Below are 25,542 nucleotides of genomic sequence, written 5' to 3'. Positions count from 1 at the left end.
GTACGAAGCAATCTATTTAGGTGTAGGCATACGCTTTTAGATTGCTTCGTACGCACAATAACTAGGCATTTAATGTGCTTCCAGCCAGTTTAATCCTTCGCCAATCTCAATTTCAATTGGTACATGAGTTTTTATGGCCGTTTTCATCCTATGGGTAATAATTTCTTTCACCTGTTCCTTTTCATCCCTAACCACATCAAAAACCAACTCGTCATGCACCTGCATGGTCATTTTTGATTGTAGCCTTTGCGCCACCATATCCTTATGGATGTTGATCATCGCAATTTTGATCATATCTGCGGCCGAACCTTGTATGGGCGCATTAATGGCATTCCGCTCGGCGTAGCCCCTTACGGTCATGTTTGCCGAGTTAATGTCCCTCAAATACCTGCGGCGGCCCATAATGGTTTCTACATAGCCGTTTTCGCGGGCAAAGTTCATGGTGTCGCTCATGTAGTTTTTGATCCCCGGATACTGGAGAAAATACTGATCGATGATTTCTGCCGCCTCCTTGCGTGGAATGTTCAGGTTTTGCGACAAACCAAAGGCCGATTGGCCATAGATGATCCCAAAATTTACCGCCTTGGCATTTCTGCGCTGGGTAGAAGTTACCTCGGCCACCGCAATCCCGTAAACTTTGGCCGCGGTAGCCGTGTGGATATCAATGCCGTTTAAAAAGGCGTCCAGCATGTTCTGCTCTTTGCTGATTTCGGCAATAATCCTCAATTCTATCTGCGAATAATCGGCAGATAGCAAGATATGGTTTTCGTCTCTGGCAATAAAAGCCTTGCGCACTTCCCTGCCCCGCTCTGTTTTAATAGGGATATTCTGTAGGTTGGGGTTGTTGGAGCTTAAGCGCCCCGTTGCTGCTACGGCCTGGTTGTAGCTGGTATGGACCCGCCCGGTACGTGGGTTTACCAATAGCGGCAAAGCATCTACATAGGTAGATTTTAGCTTCTGCATTTGGCGGAAATCCAAGATATCTTGCACAATGTCACTTTTGGCAGCCAATGCGGTTAACACGTCTTCGCCAGTTTGGTACTGCCCTGTTTTGGTTTTCTTTGCCTTTGGATCTAGCTTTAGGTGATCAAAAAGTACTTCGCCCAGTTGTTTGGGCGAGGCCAGGTTAAATTTAAGCCCGGCTTTTTCATATACGTTAAGTTCGGCTTTGGTTATTTCTTCCTGTAACTGTGCAGAGTAGGCGCTTAACGTATCAATATCTATCCTAACCCCTTCTTTTTCCATATCAGCCAGTACATAAATCAACGGATTTTCTATTTCGGAAGCTAGTTTTTGGGCGTTTCTTTCCTGTAACATGGGCTCAAAAACGTTGGCCAGCTGCAAGGTAACATCGGCGTCCTCGGCGGCGTAATCCACTACCTTCTCTACCGGCACATCTTTCATGTTCAACTGTCCTTTTCCCTTGGCGCCAATTAATGATGTGATGGAAATGGGCGTGTAGCCCAAATAGTTTTCAGACAGGACATCCATGTTATGTCTGGTGTCAGGATCAATCAGGTAATGGGCCAGCATGGTGTCAAACAATTGTCCCTTAAGCCCAAAGCCGTACCATTTCAGCACCAATAGATCGTATTTAATATTCTGTCCTATTTTAATGATGCGTTCGTCCTCAAAAACAGGCCTAAAATCTTCTAAAATGGCCAGGGTTTCTTCTTTGTTTTGCGGTGTTGGAATGTAGTAGCCCTTTCCCGCTTCTATCGAAAACGATAAACCTACCAAGTCTACCAAATTGGCATCTATTCCGGTGGTTTCCGTATCAAAAGAAATTTTCGGCTGTTGTAGCAGTAAGCTGGCCAGCGCTTTTCGTTTTTCCGCCGTATCAATAAGCTGATAATCGTGTGGTGTGTTTTCGATATTTTTGGCATCAATAGGGGTGTCAAACAGCGAAGGCTGATTTTCGATTTCTTTGGCAGCGGGCAAGGCTACAGCATTGCCAAATAAATCTTGCTGTACCGGGCCTTTGCCTTCATTAACGGTAAAACTATCGCCAAATACGCGTTTGCCGATGGTTCTAAATTCCAGTTCGGCAAAAAGCGGTTCTAAAAGCTCCTTGCTTGGTTCTTCTACCAACAGTTGCTGTTCATTAAATTCAATCGGAACATTTAAAATAATGGTGGCCAGTTTCTTGGAAATCAATCCCTGTTCCACATGGTTCTCGATGTTCTCTTTCTGCTTTCCCTTTAGTTCGTGCGTGTTGGCAAAAATGTTTTCCATGCTGCCATATTGCTTGATCAGTGCCTTGGCTGTTTTTTCGCCAATGCCCGGAATACCCGGGATGTTATCTACCGCATCTCCCCACAGGCCTAGGATATCAATCACTTGGTCAACTCTTTCAATTTCCCATTTGGCCAGTACTTCTTTTACGCCCAAAATCTCCATTTCATTACCCATACGGGCAGGTTTGTAGATGAAAATATTATCGGTTACCAATTGGGCAAAGTCCTTGTCGGGGGTCATACAATAAACCTGAAAACCAGCATTTTCGCCTTCCTTGGCCAAGGTGCCTATAATGTCGTCGGCTTCGTAACCGTCTTTGGTAATTACGGGGATGTTAAAGCCTTCAATCAACCTAAAGATATACGGGATAGCTTTTGACAGGTCTTCGGGCATGGCCTCCCGATGGGCTTTGTAGGCCTCAAACGCAGTATGCCTTTCCGTAGGCGCCTCCGTGTCGAAAACTACCGCAAGGTGTGTAGGCTTCTCCTTTTTGAGCACTTCCAAAAGGGTATTGGTAAAGCCCATTACGGCCGAGGTGTTTATCCCCGTGGAAGTAAATCGTGGGTTTTTACTAAGGGCAAAATGTGCACGGTAAATAAGTGCCATCCCATCTAAAAGGAAAAGTTTTTTGTTGCTCATTGGGTGTATATTGAGTGGATAGAAATCTTTACCTTGTAAAGTTATAGAATAAGCGCAAAGCTGAGGTATATAATTTATCTTTTAAATGCTTATGTATTTTCGATACTTTGATCATCCATAGATTAAAAACAAGTTATGAAATATCTTTTCTCTTTGCTCAGCTTCTTGCTTCTCGCAAACTGTTCCCAGGCACAGTATCGTAAAGTGCTTGCTGTTTTACAGTTCGAAAACCTCGTTAATGAAGTGAAGCCCAAATATGGTACATTGGAGCAACCTTTGGAAAGCGGGGCTTTTATCCATTTGATGAACCCGCAATTAAGGAACGCTGGTTTTATACGCCTGTTCAACGCTTACCGTTGGCCAAATGGGCAAAAGATAGATTTCTCGAAAAGAGGAAGTACTAAAGGTGGTAGCAAGGGGATTGTAGATCGATATGTTTTGGTGAACCCAGAAACGGGTGATACGGTGTTGTTGTATGTAGATCCGTATAAAACATCAGACCAATATTATGTACCCAAGGGGATGATCGCATTGACCCCAGCGCTTCTTAAAGCGGAGATTGAACCTGTGCTAAAACAAATTGAGGAAATTAATCAAGCCGAAGAAGGTTCTAAGCTGATTTTACATGCGGAAGAGGTGATGCGCTATGTTTCTGTCAATTTTGATCAAAACAAATTGATAGACAATGACAAAGTGAAGCCGCTGTTGGAAGATAAGGAGGTAGATAAAATGTTGGTAGGCTATTTAATGAGAACCTACATTTTTAGCAAATATTATGCTTTGGCAAAAGATATTGAAAACGAAGCAGATTATGCTTTTGGGCAAATGAAAACCAACTTTAAAAAGTATATGATGTTAAATCCCGAAACCAATACGGGAAAATTAGGGGAGTATCTGAAGTAGGGGGGCATGATTTCGTCTTTGCGTTCTTCGCGATACTTTTATTTTTCTTTGCGGTTAGAGATTTAACGCAAAGGCTAAAAATGAATACTTGATAACGCCAGTCTTTGCGTTCTTTGCGATGCTCTTATTTTCTTCGCGGTTAACTCGCCAGCTATACTGTGATTGTTAATAAATGTTATCATGATAACAACACTACATTATTTTGCGTTAATTTGAATATGAAAGTTTTAAAGCTTATTGTAGTTTTCTGTTTGCTGGGGTTAGGTGCTACAGCACAGGATGCCGTGCTCATTAGCGAGGGTAATTTTGTGAAGGGAGAAATTAAGGGGACCGACTTCGAATCTGTTTTTATACAGCTGGAAGACCAGGGCGTTAAAGAGTATAAGGCCAAGGATATCAAGTCTTTTTTATGGAATGGCGACACCTACGAAAGTAAGCCAATCATCATTGGCAAAAAAGCAACGATTAAATTTTTTAAGCTGATAGAAGGTGGTAAGGTTAATTTATATGCCTATGGAAGTACCTCTGGCGTTGAAGAGCCAGTAAAACAATCAAGGGTAAAAGCCCGTCCTTCGGTAGGCATTGGTATGGGAACTGGTGGTATTGGCGGTGGATTGGGTGGTGGCGTAAGCATTAACTTAGGTGGTCGTAGATCGGCCCCTGAACAACCTGCCGGAGCCCCGCCAAAAGCTAAAGTTTTCTATTTTATTGAAAAACCTGGAACAGGGCCCATACAAGAAATAGCCGCAGATGGGTCTAGAACTGCCGCGACCAAAGCCTTATTGCTGCAAAAGCTTACAGGTGATGAAGGGCTAACGGAAAGTATCAAAGCTACCGAGGTTTTTGATGAAAAAATGATTATTGCCTTGGTGAAATCGTACAACGAATCAGTGAAGTAAACTAAGGCCTATCCGAATGTCCCAAAGATTTTCCGGGGCAGGCAATATCCCTAACAAGCTGCTTCAGTTCCTTAATCTCCGGGAATCGTCCTTTAGTTTTGCGATCAAAAATTAAATCGTGGTTAACAGAAATAATAAATGTTCCACTAGTTTCGCTTGGCTTTAATGTAACACCACCAAGTTCTTCAGAAAAAGTAGTAAGCAGTTCTTGTGCAAAATAAGCTGAACGTAACATCCAGCCACATTTTGGGCAATATTCGATGGTGACAATGGGCTTTTGCATCAGAAATATTTTATAGATATGGGACTTAAACCTTTGCGCCACTTTGCGAAAACTTCTATAACCTTTGCATTAAATCTCTAACCGCAAAGAAACCAAGCTATTCGATAAGAACGCAAAGATTAAAAACTATTGGTGCAAATCATCCCAAAACTCTACGGCTCTGCGGTAGTGCGGGATCACAATGGAACCACCAACCAAATTGGCAATCATGAAAACTTCATTCATTTCTTCGTTGGTTACTCCTTCATGGTAGCATTTTTCCAAATGATATTTAATGCAATCATCGCATCTTAAAACCATTGAAGCTACCAGGCCTAACATCTCTTTTGTTTTTACGTTTAATGCGCCATCTGCATAAGCGGTAGTATCCAGGGCAAAGAAACGTTTGATATTGGTATTGGCCGTTTCCATGACCCTATCGTTCATTTTGGTGCGATAGCTGTTAAATTCTTCTACTAACTTTCCCATGTTATAATGTTGAATAATTGAGTTTTGAATGATTAGATATGCGGTATTGTTTTCCAACACCGTACCTCAGGCTTGCCAACCTACAACTCCAGTAAAGGATCCCAAAACACTTTCTTAAAATGCTTTACCTTATCGTTTGCTACGGTTATACCTTCCTTTTCCAGTAACTCCTGCATCAGGGTTGGTGGTGAAAAATGAAACCGTCCGGTAAGGAGTCCGCTACTGTTTACTACCCGGTGGGCCGGCACCTTGGGGCTTGCCGAGCCGGCATAAGCCATGGCATGGCCTACCATTCTTGAGGATTTGGCGGCTCCCAAGGCTTTAGCAATTGCACCATAGGAGGTAACTCTTCCCTTGGGAATTAACCTTACTACTTCGTAAACTTGCTCGTAGAAATTGGCTTCCATTTTTTGTAAAAGTTTAAACCCGGCGTACCGTTATTTTGATTATCAGAAAGAAATCTAACAAGGTGCTATTTTAAAAGCCATTCGTTGGATTTTCCCTCATATTCTTCCTCCCGTTTATCATCCTTAATTTACTTTCAGGCTCTCCTATCGTTGATACAAAAGGGGACGTATGGTAAGCCAGGTTGTTAATGAAAAGAAAACTGAATATAGTTAATGTTCTTGTCCTTTTTAAGATAGATGTTTTCGTAATGTGTTTTGATGGAAAGCACCTCATCTACAAGGTCAGATTGATACAAATGATCAGTGTCTTTATGAGTCAGTAATTCCAGTTCAGCCACTTTTTCTTTGGTGTAGTTGTACAATCCGTCGTTGTCAGTTTTAAGGTTGATTTTTCCGCCTTCTCGAAGTAGGACCTTGTATTTAGCCAAAAAGAACGGCGAGGTTAAGCGTTTACGTTCTCTACTGATTTGTGGCTGCGGATCAGCGAAAGTGATCCAAATTTCGTCAATCTCCTTTTCGCCAAAATAGTCCAGTAAATCCTCAATTTGTATGCGCAGAAAAGCTAAGTTGCCAATGCCTTCCTCTACGCCGGTTTTTGCGCCACGCCAAATCCTGTTGCCCTTTAGGTCAACGCCGATGAAGTTTTTTTCTGGAAACAACTTGGCAAGGTTAACGGCATATTCGCCTTTTCCACACGCCAGCTCCAATATTACGGGCTGGTTGTTTTTGAAATGATCTTTGGCCCATTTACCTTTTAAAACTTTGCCTGCTTCTAACTGATATACGTTTGGAAAGGTGTTGATTTCAGCAAACTTCCTTAATTTATCTTTTCCCACTTTTAAAAATTAATGCACAAAAGTAAGATTTAATTATCTAATTCGTTCTCAAGGTGGCGTAACTATTAAGGTTAATACGGGTCTTATAAGAAATTTAACGTTTTGTTAAGATTTACTTGCCGACAAACAATTTAACTTGCGAAAAAAATTAATGATTGCATAGGGGTATGTACAGTTCTTGCTGTCATATCATTAAAAACCATTAATTAACCACAAATCACACACATAAATGACCTCGAAAACTTTTAAACTCCTTGTTCCGCTGCTCTTTACCTGCTTTTTATCCTTCGCCCAGCAAACTTTCAAAATTTCTGGTCGTGTAAAATCCTCCGACGGAGCCATCGAGGCCGCAACCATTCACATTGTAGAAGAAAAACGAAATGTAATGGCTGATAGCCTAGGTTACTACGAGGTAGAGCTTAAGGCCGGAAATTATACTTTTGTAGTTAGTGCCGTGGGCATGAATACTCTTAGAAAATCTGTAAAGGCAAATAAAAACCATAGCATTGATTTTGCTATGGAAGACAGCGCCAATAAGCTCGACGAAATTGTGATCTCTACTGCAAGAGACGATAGGAGTTTGGCCAGTCCGCAAATGGGCGCTGAGCGTTTGACCATGAAAGCCATCAAAAATATTCCACTTATTTTTGGTGAACGAGATGTGATGAAGGCTATCCAATTATTGCCAGGAATCAAATCGGCGGGCGAAGGCGGTGCTGGGATTTACGTGCGTGGCGGCTCTGCAGACCAAAACCTGGTACTGATGGACGATGTGCCTGTTTACAATGCAGCGCACCTACTTGGATTTTTCTCCACTTTTAACCCCGATGCGGTAGAAGATATCACGGTTTACAAAACGGGTATGCCGTCGCAATACGGCGGCCGTTTATCTTCGGTGCTTGATATTAAAATGCGACAAGGTGATGCAGAAAAATTTTCGGCTTCAGGAGGCATCGGTTTAATTTCTTCGAAGCTAACCCTTGAAGGCCCCATCAAAAAAGAAAAATCCTCTTTCTTGGTCTCTGCCAGAAGAACTTATGTAGACGCCCTTTTGAAACTATCGCCAGATAGCACCATTAACCAGAACACCATGTACTTTTACGATGTAAATGGTAGAGCCGATTTCCAACTGGGAGAAAATGATAAGCTAACTTTCAGTGGCTATTTAGGCAGTGATAAGCTTGGCATAGCCAAAACCTTTGGGTTAAGCTGGGGAAACGCCATTGCCAGCGCACAATGGAAACACCTATACTCTTCTAAACTAAATTCAACCACTACGGCATCTTTTACCCGTTATCAAAACAAGATCGAAATCAATACAGGCATTGATAACGTACAGATTTATTCCCAATTAAACGACTGGTCCCTAAAACACAACTTCTTTTGGCAAGCTTCTGATAAAAACCTGATCAAGTTTGGCTTTAATTCCATTTATCACAAGGTGACCCCGGGAGAGATCAGTTCTGAAGGGGTATCAAGCTACAACCCCGTGAATTATCAGGAAAGATTTTCGTTGGAAAATGCCGTTTTTGCGTCGAGCGATTGGCAGGCTACCGAGAAATTCAACATTGGCTTTGGCCTGCGTTTAACCGGATTTAGCGTACTAGGTGGGGGTGATTTCCTGACCGTTGATCCTCAGGGCAAGGTAACCAATACCACCTATTATAAAAAAGGGGAATTTGTAAAAACCTATCTTAACCTGGAGCCGCGTTTGTCCCTAAGCTATTTGCTCAATGCACAAAGTTCCCTAAAGGCATCGTACGTTAGAAACGTACAGAACATGCACATGATTTCTAATTCCACCTCCAGTAGGCCAAGCGACAAATGGTTGCCAAGCTCTTTAATGGTAAAGCCAGAAGTTTCGGATCAATTTGCAGTGGGGTACTACAGAAATTTATTTGACAATGCCTTTGAACTTAACGTAGAGAGTTACTATAAAACCATGGACAACCAGATCGATTATCGTGATGGTGCTGAAACCTTTAACTCCGATAATATCGAAACACAATTGTTGTACGGCATTGGCAGGGCTTATGGCTTAGAGGTTCTGTTTAAAAAGAAAAAAGGTGATTTTACGGGCTGGTTAAGCTACACGCTTTCCAAAACCGAAAGACAGATTGATGGAATTAACGGCGGTAATTGGTATAACGCCCGCCAGGATCGTACCCATGAGCTGGCTTTGGTGGGCTCGTATCAGTTGAACAAAAAATGGAGCCTGTCGGCCTCGTGGATTTATTACACTGGCGATGCCATTACTTTCCCGACCGGAAAATATAACATGGACGGACAGGTATTCTTTTATTATACCGACAGGAACACCTACCGCATGCCTTCTTACCACCGTTTAGATTTGGGCGCCAACCTTCAATTGAAAAAAAGGAAAAACTTTAGTTCAGAGCTGTCATTCAGTTTGTACAACGCCTACGGAAGAAAAAATGCCTATATGATCAATTTCCGCGAGGCAGAAAACGATCCTTCGAAAACAGAGGTAGTGCGCACTACTTTGTTCCAATTCCTTCCTTCAATATCTTATAATTTCAAATTTTAAACTCTCCTGAAATGAATAACTTGAAATACATCCTTTCCCTAATTGCGGTAGTTTTTTGTCTTTCTTCATGTGAAGATGTGATTGAACTTGATTTGGACACTGCCTCTGAAAAATATGTAATTGAAGCCAATTTGACCGATCAGGCCAATGGCGCAAAAATACTCCTTAGCAAAACCAAAAGCTTTAAAAGTTCCAATGATTTTGTGGGCGTTTCTGGTGCGGTAGTCGAAATCGAAGACCAACAGGGCAACGTTACCCGAATTACCGAGAGCACCAATAAAGGTATTTATACCCACAGTACTTTAAAGGGCATTCCTACGCAAACCTATAAGCTCAAAATCACGGTGGGCGCCGAAGTGTTTACTTCTACTTGCGTAATGCCGGCAGTAGTACCCCTCGAAGACGTTTACCAGTACGAGCTGAGCTTGTTTGATGGCCCCAGGATATTTACCCACGTCAAATACACCGACCCTATCGGCGTGAAAAACTTCTATCGCTTTATCGAGTACAAGAACAATGTATATACCAAATCTATCATGGCTTCAACTGATGAATTTACGGATGGCAAACAGGTAAACCAAACCATCTTCCCTTATGAGTTTACCGACGAAACCAAACTTAAAAAAGGAGATAAAATCAAACTGGAGTTTTTAACCATCGACGAGCCTGTGTACAAATACTGGTTCAGTGTAGATAATGGTGCTCAGGGAACAGGCGATAGTGCGGCACCAGTTAACCCGGTAACCAACATTAAAGGCGGAGCTGTAGGTTATTTTAGTGCACACACTATACAAAGCAAAGAATACACCGTTAAATAGGCCAGCTTTTTAGGAGCAGGCTATTTCGCACCATTCCAAATGTCCACGGGGATTGCATCTTCGCAAGGGCATTTGGTTTTGTTAACGGCTATTAACTTGATAGATGAAGCAACTTGAGTGGCATATTCCTTAAATCCTTCGTTGTTCATACTGCTGCGTGCCATTGCTGCCGCAGCACAAAAAGACCACAATTGTGCATCCTTTTTATCGCTCAACATTTTAGCCTTGTACTTTTCGGCAAGCGCAAAATAAGTGTTGAACTGCTCGTTAGATGCTGTCGCATCCTTGCTGCTGAGCCTAAGCGTATAGCGGTTGCTACCTGCTGCCGGCTTAAAGGTCTGTATCGTTGTGGGGCTGGTCACCGCTATCCGGTAGTCGATTTTATTCGTTGGGTGGATAAACTGAAACACGTTCCCTTCAAGTTTGTGGTACACCGAGGTACGATTGGGTTCAATTAAGGTAAGCTCCTTGTCCGTAAAATTAATCGTAACGGTATAATAACCGTCTTCTGTGGTATATTGCCCAGAAGTGAGCTTAATTTGTGCGGCAACATTACTTCCAATAAAGCAAAGTAATGCCAGGGTTAAAAATCTTAAGGACATTGTGCCTTTCTTCTATTTGCTTCCGGAAAATTATCGGCATCATTACAGCCATAGGTACGGGCGTAGTACTCCCAATTGGCCTTACAGGTGGCAGACAAACGATTGGGAATTTGAATGGTGTTTTTTTTGCCCGTAGGACAGGTATAGGTGTAAGTGTAGGTAGAGTTGTCTGTTTTCTTTTCCTCTTCGGGTTCTTCCTCCAATAGTTCGCAGCCAAAGGCAAAGAAGCAGCCAGCCGCCAATAGAAATAATTTTTTACTTGCTTTCATGTTTATAAGATTTATTGATATCTCAAAGCTATGGTTAGCAATGTTTTAATGAAATACTTAAAAATGAGTATTTTACAGTGTTTGCTCTGGTGCGCTAATAAAATGTTTTTTTGTAAAATTTGGCAGAAAGCCTGTTCTTTTGGGCTGTTTTTTGCTAAATATTCCATAAATTTATAACTCAATAAATACAATATCAATTTTGACTATATGACACTCGTTCAACTCGAATATATCGTAGCCGTAGATACTTATAGAAGCTTTGTAAGTGCAGCGGAAAAATGTTTCGTGACTCAGCCCACCCTAAGTATGCAAATACAAAAGCTGGAAGAGTTTCTCAATGTCAAAATCTTTGATCGCAGCAAACAACCTGTAACACCCACCGAAATAGGCTCGCAAATCATCGAGCAGGCCAGGATAGTGCTTCAGGAAAATAGTAAGATCAAGGAAATCATCAGCAACCAGCAACAGGATATTACAGGCGAGCTCAAAATTGGAATTATCCCAACCATTGCACCATACCTGTTGCCAGAAGTTATTGCGGCCATGCTGGAGAAATACCCCGAACTCAAATTGATGATCTGGGAATATACTACCGAAGATATTATCCATCATTTAAAAACCGGTGTAATAGACTGCGGTATTTTGGCCACCCCTTTAATAGACGCCAATATTTTGGAACAGCCCCTATACTACGAAACTTTTGTAGGCTACGTTAGCAAAAACAGCAAGTTGTTTAAGAAAAAAGCCATTGATGCGGCTGATTTTGAAGAAGAAAATATTTGGCTGTTAAACGAAGGACATTGCATGCGCTCCCAGGTGTTGAACATCTGCCGTTCTACAAAAAACAACAAACTACAGGCCCTAACCTACAATACCGGCAGTGTTGAAACACTGATAAGAATGGTAGACGTTAACGATGGAACCACCCTGCTCCCAGAACTATCTTTACATGATTTAAACAGCAAGCAACTGAACAAGGTGCGCTATTTTAGATCGCCGGAACCCGTAAGGGAAATTAGCCTGGTTACCCATAAAAGCTTTGTGAAAAAGAAAATGCTGGCCGCCTTAAAAGAAGAGATTTTGGCCTTAATTCCCAAGGGGATGAAAAACAGAAAGAAAAAAGACGTGGTGGGTATTTAGCACCCACATCAAATCCAAATATATTTTGCTGGTGATGCTTGGCCTGTTGCTAACCTTGGCCTAACATGCTGTCCGGTATTTTTTACCTGAACTTTAAGCAGCCTTTCAGGTTTTGCAAAACCTGAAAGGCCAGCAGACAAAAAAGAACACCCGATAAGTTAATGGCAAAAAAATCACCCGTTTGGGGTTATTTTATACCGTATAAATATTTTTAATTTGCCTCCCAATCTCTGGGGGGCTTTTTTTATGGAATACGTTTCCCCGAAAAAACAATAGATAAGACTTTGCATTAACGGCGATAATTTCCCCAGGCTGATTAAACGCAGGAGCTCTTTGACAACTTAAATTCTAACATTACTATCCTAAATATCTACCAAATGTTTACGAAAAACAAGCCAAGAATCTTGATCATCGACGAAGATGAAATATGGCGCAAGGGCTGTGAGATCATGCTGTCTGAAATAGAAGACTTTTTAGTGGTAGGCAGCTACAGCTCGCTGGGTTCATCTAAGCGGGGCATGCGCCTGAGGTATCCCCACCTTATTCTTTTGGGGCTAAATTCGCCCGATATCGATAACACCAAAATCGTTTCCGAAATCAAGAAATTGCATCCACACATTGAAATTATTGTTTTAACCATGCACAACCATGCCGAAGTCATTTTTGAGTCGTTTAGAATGGGGGTTGCAGGCTACCTCTCTAAGAACTTGGGCATAGAAAAGCTGGCTGATGCCATCAGGGACGTGCTAAAGGGTGGAGCGGTGATGAGTGCAATTGCCGCCAGAATCGTGATAAGTTTCTTCCAAAAAAATAAGGACTCGCCACTTACCAACAGAGAAACCCAGATCATGCAGCGGATGGCCGAAGGCAGGACCAAGGCGCAAATTGCTTCGGATCTTTTTATCAACCAAAATACCGTGCGCAGTCATGTTAAAAACATCTATATCAAGCTGAATGTCAATTCGAAGTCGGAAGCCATAAAAAGGGTAAAAGAGATGCGCTTTATTTAATGTGGCAAAAAAATCACCCCTTTCGGGGGATACACCAACCCTGTTGATGCTGGTAAATTTGTAATATCTATCATCCTTACTTATGAGAAAACTGACTACAACGCATCTGTATGTCAAAGTGAGCAGTTTAGTAAACGCTATCACCTTTTTCAGCGAGCAGCTAAACCTCCAGGTAAAACATACTTCGTTGCGCCATTTTAGTGGCGCCGTAGCACTTTACGATGCTACTACCAGTATTTTCCTTTCCGAAAAAACTTATCCCGGGCAAACTACAGAAATATGGCTTAACACCCACGACTGCCTTGAACAATATTGTCGATTAAAATCCAATGGCGTTTGGTTCAAAGCGCAGCCGCATTATATGTCGGCAGGTTTGCTGGCCGAGTTTGTGGATGCCGATGGAAACAGTTATTTCATCCTCGAACGGCGTAACTATCAAGACTGACCGGCCATGCGTGTAGTCAAAGAATTGAGCAATCAAAACCGGATTGTGTATGAACGTACCTGTGGTATGGTATCGAAGGTACAAAAGGAAGCGGCTTACGTTATTAAATTTGTATTGTTCGGGATGGAGAAATGCGTGGTGAACAATCGGGCCATTAGCATATTCCCAGATAGCTTTACGGTGCTCAACGTGGAAACCGATCATTATCGCGTGATCGATTCGGCCACTCCAGTGGATAGCTTATCGCTCTACCTGGATGCGAATTTCGTAACAGACCTTAACAAAACATTCTTTTTAGATCAGGAGCAGCTGCTTGACGGCGTGGAGCTTAAAAGTACGCCACATTTTATAGAAACCTTATACCCGCTTACCGTAGACCTGAAATGCAATATAAACCATTTGAAACATCAACTACTCGAGGGAATAGATAATGAGGCCCTGTTTAATGAATATTTACACCATTGTTTATGGGGGTACTACAAAGTGTCCCATCAGGAAATTACGGAGAAGTTCCAGAGTTTGGATTTCCTGAAGGCGAAGACCAAAAAGGAAGTGTTTAGGCGGTTGCTGTTGGCCAAAGAGTTTTTGAACAGCAACTCCGATAAGGAGGTAATACTCGAAGACGTGGCCAATTATTGTTGTCTTTCCGTAAACCATTTATTGAGGACTTTTAAGAGCGCCTATGGCGTAAGCCCGCACCAATACTTGATTCAGCTTAGGTTAAATAGGGCAAAATTGCTGCTGAAAACAACAAGGTACCCTTTAAGTGAAATATTGTGTTTGGTAGGTTTTGAAAATGCCAGTTCTTTTGTAAGGTTATTTAAGGCCAATGTAGGAACAACACCTTTAAAGTATAGAAAAGCCTTGGTTCAACATTATTTTTTTGCCAGTTATAAGTAGTTGTTTTACAGTAGTTCAGTGCTTAAAAAAAGGTGATTTTCGCATATTTTTTTAACATAGACTACTGTACTTTTGGCACTGTAACGAGCAAATTTTGTAGAAGTTTGGCCGTTTAGTTAATAATTAATTTAGGAAAAGCAAACACCAGGATTGGGTTTGCTTTTCTATTTCTAGTCTGTTTCAAAAAAGGTGATTTTCGCACATTTTTTGGCAGCACTACTCCATTTATTTGTGTTGAGCGCCCCGCCTACATGGGGCCAAGCTAACTTATTAATTAACTAAATTAAAATTTGTATGAAACAAAAATTACTATTAATGGTAATTGCCATTTTGTGCTGTTTTGTAGCTTTTGCTCAAAATAGAACAATAACGGGTAAAGTCACTACTAAGGAAGATGGCCAGCCACTGCCCGGGGTGAGCGTTAAAGTAACTGGAACCAAAATTGGGACAACGACTTTGGCCGACGGTAGTTTTACCTTATCAGTTCCTCCTAACGCACGCTCCTTGGAGATCAGCTATATTGGTTATGCGACTCAAACAATAGAAATAGGCTCGGGAAGTGTAATGAATGTGTCGTTGTCTGAAGATTCGAAAGCTTTAAGTGAGGTTGTTGTGGTAGGTTATGGAACACAGAATAAAACGTTAAGTACGCAATCAACAGGTGTGGTAAAGGCAGATTCCTTCAAGAATATGCCTATTCAAACGCCACAACAGGCACTTCAAGGGCAGATTGCGGGTGTAAATATGGTGAATTCATCAGGTGTACTTGGGGCTGAAGCTCAAATTACAGTTCGTGGAGGTTCATCGCTTAGTGCAGGTGGTAGGCCGCTTTATGTGATTGATGGTGTGCCTCTAAATTCTTCAGGTGCCGATTATACCCAAACGCAGGGAGGATCTTCAGCGCTGAATCCTTTATTAAATATTAGTGCGAATGATATTGAATCTATGACGGTTCTGAAGGACGCCTCAGCTGTAGCGATATATGGTTCTAGAGGGTCGAATGGAGTTATTCTAATTACCACAAAAAAAGGGGCTTCGGGCAAAACGAAAATAAACGCTGACTTTTTTACTGGGTTTTCTGAGCCTACAGTATTGGAAGAAATGATGACTGCAGATCAATTCCGTCAATTTAGGTCTGATTATTTACGGGCTAATGGTGCGGCGGTACCGAATTATCCGACTAGTAGTTATAATTGGATCGATGCTGTGGTTAGAACAGGAAATATGAACACCGCCAATTTAAGTGCTTCAGGTGGAGATGCTAAAACTCAATTTTATGTTGGGGGTACCTTTTCGGACGAGAGTAGTTATACGCTTGGAAATGATTTGGAACGATTGTCTGGTCGATTTAGCTTAAATCACAAACTGTCTGATAAAATATCGGTTGGGCTTAATTACAACCTATCACGTGTTAATATGAACCGGATAAATACTGAAAATAGTACTGCTGCTCCCTTATCTGCTGCTTACCTGCAACTGCCGTATGTAACTCCCTACGGATCAGATGGAAAATACGTTAACACTGGCTTCATTGCAAATGTCCTAGCAATTGAAGCTACAGGGATAAATAAAAATTATTCCAATAGAAGTACGGGCAATGCTTTCGCAGAATGGACAATAATAGAAAATCTTAAGTTTAAAACGGATTGGGGTATAGACAATTATGGGATAGATGAAAAATATCGAGAGGCGGACATAACCACGCCAGGGGGATATGGATATAGAACTCATAATGTCGATAATAAGTGGCTTACTACTAACACTTTAAGTTATAGTAAAACCTTGAATAAGCACAATTTGAAGGGAATGTTGGGGTATAGTTTTGAAACCTCCATACTTACTCAAATCACGGTAGAGGGGACTGGTTTTGTTAGTGATGACCTTCCAAATATCGGATCTGCATCAACTCCCACTACTGCTTCAGAAGAAATATTTGATTGGGCATTAGAATCTCAATTTGCACGCTTAAATTATGATTACGACAACCGATATCTGTTTGAAGGATCTTTTAGAAGAGATGGCTCATCGAGATTTGGAGAGAATAAAAAGTATGGTAATTTTTATGCATTGTCTGGAGGGTGGATAATTTCAAATGAGAAGTTCTTTAATAAAAGTAACAATTATGTACAATCACTTAAGTTAACAGCAAGTTACGGTACGGCGGGTAATGATAACATCGGCTATTACGGTTTTATGGGCACATTTGCTTCTGGAGCTAATTATTTGGGCCAAGCAGGTTTAACGCCAAGTGTTGTCCCTAATCCAGATTTGAGTTGGGAAGAAACCGCCCAATTTGATATTGGTATATCCGCAAGAATTTTTAAAGCAGTAGATCTACAATTAAACTACTATAATAAAAATACAACAGGACTATTAGTGAATGCTCCATATCCATTTACTACCGGATTTGATTCTGCCGCAAAAAATGTAGGAACTTTGCGAAATAGGGGATTCGAAATTTCGATCAACTCTGAAAATATAAAGAATACTAACTTTAGCTGGAATACGGCTTTTAACATCGCTTTTAACAAAAACAAAGTAATGTCATTGCCAACCAACCCGGATGAAGAAGGCCGTAATTTCTTGACAGGGGGAAGCAGTGTACAGAGAGCTATAGTAGGGTACTCTAAAAATTCTTTTTATTTGATTAGATATAAAGGCATAAACCCACAAACAGGGAACGCCGAATGGTTGAGGAAAGATGGTACAGCCACAACGAGTCCAACAGCTGCCGACCGAGTAATTGCCGGAAAAGCTGATCCTGATTTTCAGGGGGGGATAACCAACTCTTTTAAGTATAAGAACTTCGATTTATCTGCATTTTTCAATTATTCTTACGGAAATGATGTGTATGTTGATGGCCTAACATTTACAGATAATTTTAGTTCTGGTTCTTTTAACAAAAGTCCAGAGCTGTTAAACTATTGGAAGCAAGCAGGGGACAATGCTTTTGCACCTGCTTTAAATAGCCCAACTAGAACAACTTATCATCAAGCTTCTACAAAGCAACTGCTTGACGGATCATATCTAAGACTTAAATCGTTAACCTTAGGTTATAATCTTCCAGCAGGCTTGTTGCAGAGAACAAAGCTATTTTCTAGCGTTCGATTTTACTTCTTAGCTCAAAATATTTGGACGATCAAGGACAAGGACTTCCGCGGAGACCCAGAAATATCTGCCAATGGCGCGAGCAATCTAGTAGTGGGTCAAAGTTTCTTTGCTTTGCCACAGGCAAAGTCTTACACTTTTGGAGTGAATATTGGCTTTTAAAAACAAAAGATATGAAATTTAAATATTATATTATAGCTTCTCTAATTGCCTTAGCATTCTTTGGTTGTGAGAAAAAACTAGACTTAAAAAACCAGCAATCATTATCAAATGAGGATGTTTTCAAAAGTCCATCAACAGCTTTAGGAGCATTGCTTGGTGTGTATAGCACTGCCCAAACGCTTGATTTTTATGGTAGTCTACCGCAAGTGATAGCTGATTATATGGGAAACAATGTCGATTTTGTAGGAACTTTTCCAACATTACAAGATTTGAATAATTTTTCTGCAGTAGCTACCAATAGTAATGTGTCAACACTATGGCAAGTGCATTATCAAGTCATTAATAGGGCAAATTCAATTATTGCCAATATCAATAGTGTGGATGGGCTGTCTGCTCAAGATAAGGCGCAATATATAGGGGAAGCAAAATTTTTAAGGGCTTTAGCCTATTTTCAGTTAGCAAATCTATTTGCACAACCTTATCAGGTTAATAACGGAACTAATTTATGTGTTCCTTTAGTGTTAGATGAATTTACTGGGGCGATCACCTATCCATCCAGATCGACCTTAAATCAAATACATACTCAAATTATTAATGACTTAAATGATGCTGTGGCAGTTTTACCTGTATCTTATAGTAGCGCTGCTGACACGCGTGGTAGAGCTACAAAAGGAGCGGCATATGGTCTTTTATCGCGTTTATATTTATATCGTGAAGAATGGCCAAAAGCAGAAGCTGCCGCAAGAAGTACCTTAGCCCAAGGTATTTATAATACTGCTGCCGATTATACATTTTATAGTGGAAATACAGAAGAAGATGTCTTTACGATCCAAAATAGTGCCATAGATAATGGTAAGACAGGTTCTGGTGGTTGGGCATCATTTTATAACCCAGCGGCTCTTGGGGGGAGAGGAGACGCTCCATTTTCACAAAGTTTAATTGATGCTTACAATTCAGAGGCTGGAGATAAAAGATTTAACTTGAAAATAACTGGAATAGCAACTGATGGCCTTTCCCGTTTCTTTACCAGTAAATTCCCAGATGCAACAAATAATTCAGATAATTCCCCTGTGATACGCACTACTGAAATCTATTTGAATTTAGCTGAGTCATTGGCTCGCCAAAATTTAACTCCTAACGTTGAAGCAATTACTATTTTAAATAGTCGTATTAGACTAAGAGCAGGATTGGGACCAAAAGCAGTGGCAACGCAGCAAGCATTGATTGATGCCCTTTTAATTGAAAGAAGAAAAGAACTGGCTTTTGAAGGGCATAGTAGAATGGATTTGTTACGCAATAGACAGAGCCTTAGGGCTGGAAATACAGCAGCTGCTTTTGGAGCACCCAAAACGATTTTGCCAATCCCACAAAGGGAGATAGATAATAACAAGGGTTTGCAAGGGCAACAAAACCCAAGTTATTAGAGATTACTTCACAGGAATAAGGTGCTAAAAAATTTTTTAAAAAGCCGCTATTTTATAGCGGCTTTTTAACTCATCAAAAACAAGAATATTCAGGAAAAGGATTTCGCATAAATTTCTATTTCAAGTAGCTATAGCTTGAGTAAAAACAACTTAACCATGAAAAACAAAATCCTAACTATTTTTATGCTCTTAATATTGGTAGCCAATAAAAGTAGTGCAACAGAAAATCCTAAAAATGAATATCAAGAAGTAATAGAAGCCTACCAATACTGTTTCTTAAATACCGACTATACAAAAATCAAAAAGATCTTAAGCCCAAATCTGGTATATTCCTATGGTAGAGGTGAGAAGATGATGAAACATAGTGCACGGGCATTTTTAGACAATATGTATAAAAACCAGGGAATGGTACATCAGGGATGCGAAGCCAAGGCTACGGTAATTGCCGCTTCCTTGTCGCAAGCGATAGCGCAGATAGATATCAATTACCTATTTTTTAACAACAGACAGAAGCATGTAATCACCATAGAAAAAGATGAGGAGAAAAAATGGAAAATAACCAGTATTTCCAAATACTTTTTCGATCAGGAATGATTAACGGCTTGCCTTTTCGTAAAGAAATTAACCTTTAAAGAACAAAGAATGGCAATGAGGAAGGAAACCAATGTAATAATATCCACGGCGGTATCAGGAATGTTTTTCCCAGTTAGCCAATCCAAATGATATTTAACAAACGAATTGGGTAAGTTGGTTTCGCCCAGTTGTGTTTTTATCTGCCATTGCCAATCGGTAATTGGGCAGTAGCCAATGCCATACCACATGCCAAGAATAAGCCAGCAAGCCAGCGTAATACCTACAAGGTATAAATGTAGTTTTCTGGTTTTTGGCCAAATCCAAGCAAATAGGTTAAGGCCAATAATAACAAGATGTAAAACGGTTAAAAAATAGTCGAGTGTTTGTAAGCTCACGGCGTTCCGCTGCCCAATTTAAGGCCTTCAATGCCAACTACTTTCTCCTCTTCCTCCCCTTTTTTCTTTTTCTTTTTTTTCTTGGTTGGATCTACACCGTTCAAGCGATCTTCAATCACCTTGTCAAACTCCACAATCTGCTCAGGTTTCAATACCGCTTTAATGTTTTTGTTGGTTTCGTTGTTCAAACGGTACAACTTCGACATTTCCTCGTCATTGTAGCCAGAAGCCTGTTGTTTTTTGCCCAAGGCAATCTGCTCTTTAGCCAGGTTATAGGCATAGTTATAAATTACGCTTTTTTGAGTAGGGCTAAGCTTTAAGCGCGTTTCCAGTTCCTCTACGTTCTTTCTCGCTAACTCTTCTGGGGTTGGCATTTTAGGGGGTTGCTGCGCAATAGCGGCTACTGCCGTTATGATAAAAAGAAGAAGAGCGGATAAAAACTTTTTCATGGTGCCTAACTATAGTTTAATGCTGCAATTTAAGAAATTTTTAGGAAAGCGCCCACGGATTAAAATACCTGGCTTAGATAAGATAAGGGAACTTTGTAAATAAACCCGATTGAGGTGGAAATGCTTTTTGTTTAAGCTGCCATTCCGAGGCACGAAGAATCTCTCCGCACATTGTTGTAAACGAACATCTCCTAAACAGGCACAGGATTGAAATGACAGAAAGATTCCAACAAAAAGCGGGACGTCGATTACGACCGTCCCGCTTTCATTGATTTTCTAAAAATAGAAAAATGGGTTATTTCCCCAGTGCTTTTTTATAGCGTTCAGCTACTGCATCCCAGTTTACCACGTTCCAAATTGCCGCCAGGTAATCAGGGCGTTTGTTTTGGTATTTTAGGTAGTAAGCATGCTCCCAAACATCGATGCCGAAAATAGGGGTACCTTTTTGCTCGGCAATATCCATCAATGGATTGTCTTGGTTAGGCGTAGAAGACACAAACAACTTGCCATCGGCACCTACAGATAGCCATGCCCAGCCCGAACCAAAGCGGGTTGCACCAGCATCTTGCAGTTTAGTTTTTAGTTCAGCAAACGAACCGAAAGTATCGTTAATCGCTTTCGCTAAATCACCAGTTGGCTCACCGCCTTTATTTGGGCCTAAAACAGTCCAAAATAAAGAGTGGTTGTAGTGGCCACCACCATTGTTGCGTACAGCCGCAGGATATTTAGAAATGTTTTTGATGATGTCATCCAAATTGGCATTTGCTTCTGGTTTGCCTTCTAAAGCCTTGTTTAAGTTGGTAACATAAGCTTGATGGTGCTTTCCATGGTGAATTTCCATGGTTGCTTTGTCAATATGTGGTTCTAAAGCGTCGGTTGCGTATGCTAACGCAGGTAATTCAAAAGCCATAATATTTATTTTTAAGGTTATTTAAATGTTATCTCTACAAATATAGCAGAGAAAGGTTAAGTTTTATTCAATTGTTTGTCAAGATTACTTGCGTTTGTTGACAAAAAAGGCCGACATCAGGCTGCCGCATTCCTCGGCCAAAACACCTCCTTTTAACAACGTTTTGGGATGCAAAAGGTTTTGGCTAATCCTGGTAAAGCCCCGTTTTTCTTCTTTGGCACCATAAACAATCCTGCTGATTTGTGTCCAGTAACTGGCACCTGCGCACATAACGCAAGGTTCAATGGTAACGTACAGGGTGCAGTCTTTAAGATATTTTCCGCCAAGGGTTTGTGCTGCAGCGGTAAAAGCCTGCATTTCGGCATGCGCTGTTACATCATTCAATTGCTCGGTAAGGTTGTATCCCCTGCCAATGATCTTGCCTTTGCAAACCACTACGGCCCCTATGGGGATTTCCTGCGCATCATAGGCTTTTTTAGCTTCATTAAGGGCTAAGCGCATGAAATGTTCGTCTTCCTGTTGCGGATTGGTGCTTTCTTCGAAGTTATAGAAGGACATTGAGTTAATTGTTTAAAGTTGGGATTGTTTTTCGTTTGAATAAAGAATAAGGAGCAAAGAATAAAGATATTGGTTGCCATTCTTGTCTTTTATCTTTGCTCTTTCATCCTTATTCTAGCGTTGGAAAGTTGAAAGGTTTGGTGGGCGTGGCGTCTAAATACTAACTACTAAATACTTCTTTTTCTAATCTAAATCAGCTTACTGCCGTTTGGTACTCTTCTCTCTACACTGCTTAATACAATATCGCCATTTTCATCGGCAAAGCCGGTCACTAAAAATTCACTCATAAACTTGCCGATTTGTTTTTTTGGAAAATTGATGACCCCAATAATCTGACGACCAACCAAATCTTGCAGGGTGTAATGTTTGGTAATTTGTGCACTGCTCATTTTAATGCCAAGCTCGCCAAAATCAACCTTTACTTTGTAAGCAGGCTTACGCGCTTCGGGATATTCAAAGGCCTCTATAATGGTGCCCACCCTCAATTCAACTTTTTCAAAATCGGTCCAATTAATTTCTTCCATAATCCAAAAATAGCGTTTTGGATGGTTAGATCACTGAAAACTGCTTTCTGATCACTGAAAACTTTTTCCATATCTTTGCAAAATGATAGAAATCAAGCTGAAAAAAGGAAAAGAAAAAGCCGTATACCAACGACATCCCTGGGTGTTTTCTGGTGCTTTAGATAAGATAAAAGGAAAGCCTGAAAACGGGGAGGTGGTAAAGGTGTTGGATAACCAGGGTGATTTCTTGGCCTATGGCTACTATAACGATCAATCTCGAGTGGCCGTTAGGTTGTTGGAATGGGACGAGAACGTGGATATTGACGAAGCTTGGTATGCACAAAAAATTGATACCGCCATTGCGGGCCGGGCGCATTTACTGGCTAGCGAAGAAACTACCGCTTCCCGTTTGATCTTTAGCGAAGCTGATTTTTTACCAGGATTGATTGTAGATCGTTATGCGGATTTTCTTTCGGTGCAGATCCTAAGTTCAGGTATCGAGAAAGCCAAAGAGACCATCATTAAAGTGCTGGTAGAACGCTTACAACCCAAAGGGATTTTTGATAGGAGCGATGCCACAGCCCGGACACACGAAGGAATTGCGGCCGAAAATGGCCTGCTTTGGGGCGAAAACCCTGCCGAATTTATTGAAGTAAAAGAGAACGGCATTAAATACCATATCAATATCGCCGAAGGGCAGAAATCAGGGTTTTATTGTGATCAACGTGACAATAGGAACATTCTGGCTTCTTACAGCAAGGGGAAAACAGTATTGGATTGTTTCAGTTACAGTGGTGGTTTTAGTCTCAATGCTTTTGCGCAGGGAGCTGCACAAGTAACCAGTGTGGATAGCTCGCCTTTGGCCATTGAAACGTTGAAACAGAATATGGCGTTGAACCAGTTTGACTCTTCGAGGCATATTGCCATCCAAAGTGACGTGAACAAGCAGTTACGCCAATTTAACGACGAAGGCAAAAAGTTTGATGTGGTAGTGTTGGATCCTCCAAAATATGCCCCTTCACGGTCGGCGCTGGACCGGGCGGCAAGGGCCTACAAGGATTTAAACCGTAGGGGTTTAATGCTTTTGGAAAGTGGCGGCTTGCTGGCTACATTTTCTTGTTCTGGCGCTGTGGATATTGAAACTTTTAAGCAGATTATTGCTTGGGCGGCATTGGATGCAGGCAGGGAAGTGCAGGTTATCAAACAATTTTGCCAACCCGAAGATCATCCCGTACGGTTATCTTTTCCTGAAGGCGAATATCTGAAAGGCCTATTGCTGAGGGTGGTTTAGTATCTTGCCGGTATAAGGCCGCCCAGTGGCGCTCCGCCAAACCTACCTGCAAAATACATGGGCTATTTTTTAAATAATTTGTAACTATTTTTCTAATTTGTTGTTAACAAACCAACAAACAGAAAAAACCTATGCTTCTTGTTAAAAATATTAGGCTAAGTCGAATTATCATTAATACTTGGCATGTAGATTTAATTATGATTGCGTCTTGCATGGGCGCTTATTTTATCCGCGAATACCTTATCGCCTATCATTTTTCCATTCCAACCATTATTCCCACGGTACTGGGCACGGCCATTGCTTTTTTTATCGGTTTTAACAATAACCAAGCTTATGACCGTTGGTGGGAAGCCAGAAAAGTTTGGGGAGGCTTAGTGAACGATTCGCGTTCATTTGCGCGTAGCTTGCTCAGTTATGTACCGCAAAGCGATGAAAACGATGCAGTTGTACACCGAATGGTTCGTCGGCACATTGCCTTTTTATACGCCTTAAAAGCTAACCTGCGTGGAACGGTAGATTTAATTTATGTGAAATACTTGGACAATGCCGAGCGAATTGAAATTGATAAGCATAAAAACCTGCATAATGCTATCCTCTTGAAACAATCGGAAGATCTGGAAAAGTTGTCTCGTAGCGGTCAGGTAGATGGTTTTAAGTTTATCCAAATTAATGAAATGTTGGTAAGGTTCAGCGATCAGATGGGCATGAGCGAAAGAATTAAGAATACCGTTTTTCCTACCACCTACAGCTATTTAACCAAAGTTTTTATATGGCTTTTTGTAGTTACTTTTACCTTAGTGATTAGCCAGGAAATGGGTGTTTGGTCTATTTTTATGGGCTGGATGATTGGTTTTGTATTCGTTTCTACCCAAATCAACGGAATGAACTTGGTTGATCCGTTTGAAAATAATGTGGCGGGTATTCCTTTAAATCAGATTACCAGGACTATCGAAATTAATTTGTTGCAGATGATGGGCGAAGAAGATGTTCCACCGCCAATTTTGCCGATCAATGACGAGTATGTACTCTAGTTGCTTTTGCGGTCTTAGCGGTTAAATTTTTACCGCAAAGGGTTTTATTAAGATACGCAAAGGACGCAAAGTTTTATTTACGTTAGCATGTTTTTTCTCGTCTTTTAGTTTTAGATGTCACCCTTTCAGGGTTTTTGTTTGTCGCTTGATATCTTAGCATAATTTTACCACTTCGTGGTTGTTAACCAGGGGGTTCTAAACTTGTATGAATTGTATTTGGCCTAAACAATATTTAAGTCCGAAGGACTGACATTATTCTAGAAAATATAGGTTTAACCCATAAATCACGAGTGGTGAAATTTTATTTGTTTGAATAGTTGGTTAATGCAGGAGGCGTTTATTTTTTAAGATTGCTTTGCGTTCTTTGCGTGTCTTACCTATTCTTTGCGGTTAAATTTTACAACAAAGGATGCAAAGTTGTCCCAAAAAAGCCCAACGAAAACTAATCCGCTGGGCTTTCAAATAGTGTTGATTGGTTTTAAAGTTCTTCTGAATTGGTGGGCAAATCGTCAAACTCGCCTGCCAGTGCATATTTCCCAAAAATGACTAAGCCTGCCGCAATTGGAATAAAAATAAGCAAGATAATTCCCCACTGCAGCGCAGTGTTGGTTTGGTCAATTCCTGCGGCCGCCGAGCTAATTTTGTCCCAAGCCTGCCAAAACATAAATATGGTTGAAAGTGGACCTAAAAGGATCCATACAATGCCTAAAGTTCTTTTTAATGCTTTCATGGT

Annotated in this window: 26 protein-coding genes; 13 read left to right on the top strand and 13 right to left on the bottom strand. The window is 40.9% G+C overall.

Annotation, left to right across the window (positions count from 1 at the left end; translation table 11 throughout):
• Positions 1 to 69: 69 nt before the first annotated feature.
• Entirely contained in the window at positions 70 to 2,877 is a 2,808-nt protein-coding gene (polA, locus tag DUT71_RS01650) for a DNA polymerase I (protein WP_113660780.1), read from the bottom strand.
• 135 nt (positions 2,878 to 3,012) lie between these two features.
• Between polA and DUT71_RS01645 the strand changes: the two genes are divergently transcribed.
• Together DUT71_RS01645 and DUT71_RS01640 are read left to right on the top strand one after the other, a co-directional pair.
• Positions 3,013 to 3,780 (top strand): hypothetical protein, encoded by a 768-nt coding sequence (locus tag DUT71_RS01645; RefSeq protein ID WP_113660779.1) that lies wholly within the window; start codon positions 3,013 to 3,015, stop codon positions 3,778 to 3,780.
• 218 nt (positions 3,781 to 3,998) lie between these two features.
• Positions 3,999 to 4,679 (top strand): hypothetical protein, encoded by a 681-nt coding sequence (locus tag DUT71_RS01640; RefSeq protein ID WP_113660778.1) that lies wholly within the window; start codon positions 3,999 to 4,001, stop codon positions 4,677 to 4,679.
• Between the two features lies 1 nt (position 4,680).
• Here DUT71_RS01640 and DUT71_RS01635 read toward each other — a convergent pair whose 3' ends face one another.
• The 4 genes from DUT71_RS01635 to trmB form a co-directional block, all read right to left on the bottom strand.
• Positions 4,681 to 4,962: a SelT/SelW/SelH family protein gene (locus tag DUT71_RS01635; RefSeq protein WP_113660777.1), complete on the bottom strand. Its 282-nt coding sequence runs from the start codon at positions 4,960 to 4,962 to the stop codon at positions 4,681 to 4,683.
• Between the two features lie 126 nt (positions 4,963 to 5,088).
• Positions 5,089 to 5,430 carry a carboxymuconolactone decarboxylase family protein gene (locus tag DUT71_RS01630; RefSeq protein WP_113661077.1) on the bottom strand — a complete coding sequence of 114 codons (342 nt, stop codon included), beginning with the start codon at positions 5,428 to 5,430 and terminating at the stop codon, positions 5,089 to 5,091.
• A gap of 80 nt (positions 5,431 to 5,510) precedes the next feature.
• Positions 5,511 to 5,837 (bottom strand): MGMT family protein, encoded by a 327-nt coding sequence (locus DUT71_RS01625; protein ID WP_113660776.1) that lies wholly within the window; start codon positions 5,835 to 5,837, stop codon positions 5,511 to 5,513.
• 185 nt (positions 5,838 to 6,022) lie between these two features.
• Entirely contained in the window at positions 6,023 to 6,673 is a 651-nt protein-coding gene (gene trmB / locus DUT71_RS01620; RefSeq protein WP_113660775.1) for a tRNA (guanosine(46)-N7)-methyltransferase TrmB, read from the bottom strand.
• A gap of 229 nt (positions 6,674 to 6,902) precedes the next feature.
• On the opposite strand from trmB, the gene DUT71_RS01615 reads away from it, so the two are divergent.
• On the top strand, positions 6,903 to 9,221 hold the full coding sequence (locus tag DUT71_RS01615) for a TonB-dependent receptor (RefSeq protein WP_113660774.1): 2,319 nt from the start codon (positions 6,903 to 6,905) through the stop codon (positions 9,219 to 9,221).
• Positions 9,222 to 9,232: 11 nt separating this feature from the next.
• A complete protein-coding gene (locus DUT71_RS01610) occupies positions 9,233 to 10,039 on the top strand; it encodes a DUF4249 domain-containing protein (RefSeq protein WP_113660773.1) in 807 nt (268 codons plus the stop codon).
• 20 nt (positions 10,040 to 10,059) lie between these two features.
• On the opposite strand, the gene DUT71_RS01605 is transcribed toward DUT71_RS01610, so the two are convergent.
• Both DUT71_RS01605 and DUT71_RS01600 read right to left on the bottom strand, forming a co-directional pair.
• Entirely contained in the window at positions 10,060 to 10,641 is a 582-nt protein-coding gene (locus DUT71_RS01605; RefSeq protein WP_113660772.1) for a hypothetical protein, read from the bottom strand.
• Positions 10,632 to 10,910, bottom strand: a complete 279-nt coding sequence (locus tag DUT71_RS01600) for a hypothetical protein (RefSeq protein WP_113660771.1) — start codon at positions 10,908 to 10,910, stop codon at positions 10,632 to 10,634. The genes DUT71_RS01605 and DUT71_RS01600 overlap by 10 nt, the downstream gene beginning before the upstream one ends.
• Positions 10,911 to 11,117: 207 nt before the next feature.
• On the opposite strand from DUT71_RS01600, the gene DUT71_RS01595 reads away from it, so the two are divergent.
• The 7 genes from DUT71_RS01595 to DUT71_RS01565 all read left to right on the top strand — a co-directional run bounded on the left by DUT71_RS01595 (position 11,118) and on the right by DUT71_RS01565 (position 19,693).
• Positions 11,118 to 12,050: a hydrogen peroxide-inducible genes activator gene (locus DUT71_RS01595; protein ID WP_113660770.1), complete on the top strand. Its 933-nt coding sequence runs from the start codon at positions 11,118 to 11,120 to the stop codon at positions 12,048 to 12,050.
• 377 nt (positions 12,051 to 12,427) lie between these two features.
• Complete coding sequence (locus DUT71_RS01590; RefSeq protein WP_113660769.1) at positions 12,428 to 13,060, top strand: LuxR C-terminal-related transcriptional regulator; 633 nt, start codon at positions 12,428 to 12,430, stop codon at positions 13,058 to 13,060.
• Between the two features lie 82 nt (positions 13,061 to 13,142).
• Entirely contained in the window at positions 13,143 to 13,505 is a 363-nt protein-coding gene (locus DUT71_RS01585) for a VOC family protein (protein ID WP_113660768.1), read from the top strand.
• Positions 13,506 to 13,511: 6 nt separating this feature from the next.
• Entirely contained in the window at positions 13,512 to 14,405 is an 894-nt protein-coding gene (locus DUT71_RS01580; RefSeq protein WP_113660767.1) for a helix-turn-helix domain-containing protein, read from the top strand.
• Positions 14,406 to 14,699: 294 nt separating this feature from the next.
• On the top strand, positions 14,700 to 17,675 hold the full coding sequence (locus DUT71_RS01575; protein ID WP_113660766.1) for a SusC/RagA family TonB-linked outer membrane protein: 2,976 nt from the start codon (positions 14,700 to 14,702) through the stop codon (positions 17,673 to 17,675).
• A gap of 11 nt (positions 17,676 to 17,686) precedes the next feature.
• A complete protein-coding gene (locus tag DUT71_RS01570) occupies positions 17,687 to 19,099 on the top strand; it encodes a RagB/SusD family nutrient uptake outer membrane protein (protein WP_113660765.1) in 1,413 nt (470 codons plus the stop codon).
• A 156-nt stretch (positions 19,100 to 19,255) separates the two neighbouring features.
• Entirely contained in the window at positions 19,256 to 19,693 is a 438-nt protein-coding gene (locus DUT71_RS01565; RefSeq protein ID WP_162795911.1) for a hypothetical protein, read from the top strand.
• Here DUT71_RS01565 and DUT71_RS01560 read toward each other — a convergent pair.
• From DUT71_RS01560 to DUT71_RS01540, 5 genes are all read right to left on the bottom strand, one after another.
• The gene (locus DUT71_RS01560) at positions 19,684 to 20,067 is read right to left on the bottom strand and encodes a DUF2784 domain-containing protein (RefSeq protein WP_113660763.1); all 384 of its coding nucleotides are present in this window, start codon (positions 20,065 to 20,067) and stop codon (positions 19,684 to 19,686) included. The genes DUT71_RS01565 and DUT71_RS01560 overlap by 10 nt on opposite strands.
• Positions 20,064 to 20,516: a hypothetical protein gene (locus tag DUT71_RS01555; RefSeq protein WP_113660762.1), complete on the bottom strand. Its 453-nt coding sequence runs from the start codon at positions 20,514 to 20,516 to the stop codon at positions 20,064 to 20,066. The genes DUT71_RS01560 and DUT71_RS01555 overlap by 4 nt, the downstream gene beginning before the upstream one ends.
• A gap of 295 nt (positions 20,517 to 20,811) precedes the next feature.
• On the bottom strand, positions 20,812 to 21,426 hold the full coding sequence (locus tag DUT71_RS01550; protein ID WP_113660761.1) for a superoxide dismutase: 615 nt from the start codon (positions 21,424 to 21,426) through the stop codon (positions 20,812 to 20,814).
• Positions 21,427 to 21,510: 84 nt separating this feature from the next.
• Complete coding sequence (locus DUT71_RS01545; protein WP_113660760.1) at positions 21,511 to 21,984, bottom strand: nucleoside deaminase; 474 nt, start codon at positions 21,982 to 21,984, stop codon at positions 21,511 to 21,513.
• 188 nt (positions 21,985 to 22,172) lie between these two features.
• The gene (locus DUT71_RS01540; protein WP_113660759.1) at positions 22,173 to 22,508 is read right to left on the bottom strand and encodes a tRNA-binding protein; all 336 of its coding nucleotides are present in this window, start codon (positions 22,506 to 22,508) and stop codon (positions 22,173 to 22,175) included.
• An 82-nt stretch (positions 22,509 to 22,590) separates the two neighbouring features.
• On the opposite strand from DUT71_RS01540, the gene DUT71_RS01535 reads away from it, so the two are divergent.
• Together DUT71_RS01535 and DUT71_RS01530 are read left to right on the top strand one after the other, a co-directional pair.
• Positions 22,591 to 23,778, top strand: coding sequence for a class I SAM-dependent rRNA methyltransferase (locus tag DUT71_RS01535; RefSeq protein ID WP_113660758.1), 1,188 nt, complete (start codon positions 22,591 to 22,593; stop codon positions 23,776 to 23,778).
• A gap of 131 nt (positions 23,779 to 23,909) precedes the next feature.
• The gene (locus tag DUT71_RS01530) at positions 23,910 to 24,809 is read left to right on the top strand and encodes a bestrophin family protein (RefSeq protein WP_113660757.1); all 900 of its coding nucleotides are present in this window, start codon (positions 23,910 to 23,912) and stop codon (positions 24,807 to 24,809) included.
• A 478-nt stretch (positions 24,810 to 25,287) separates the two neighbouring features.
• Here DUT71_RS01530 and DUT71_RS01525 read toward each other — a convergent pair whose 3' ends face one another.
• On the bottom strand, positions 25,288 to 25,539 hold the full coding sequence (locus DUT71_RS01525) for a DUF6814 family protein (protein ID WP_113660756.1): 252 nt from the start codon (positions 25,537 to 25,539) through the stop codon (positions 25,288 to 25,290).
• Between the last annotated feature and the right edge of the window lie 3 nt (positions 25,540 to 25,542).

The organism is Pedobacter nanyangensis, assembly GCF_003313505.1.
GTDB lineage: Bacteria > Bacteroidota > Bacteroidia > Sphingobacteriales > Sphingobacteriaceae > Pedobacter > Pedobacter nanyangensis.
Note: the sequence above shows the minus strand (reverse complement) of the source record. Positions and strands in the feature narration are given on the sequence as shown.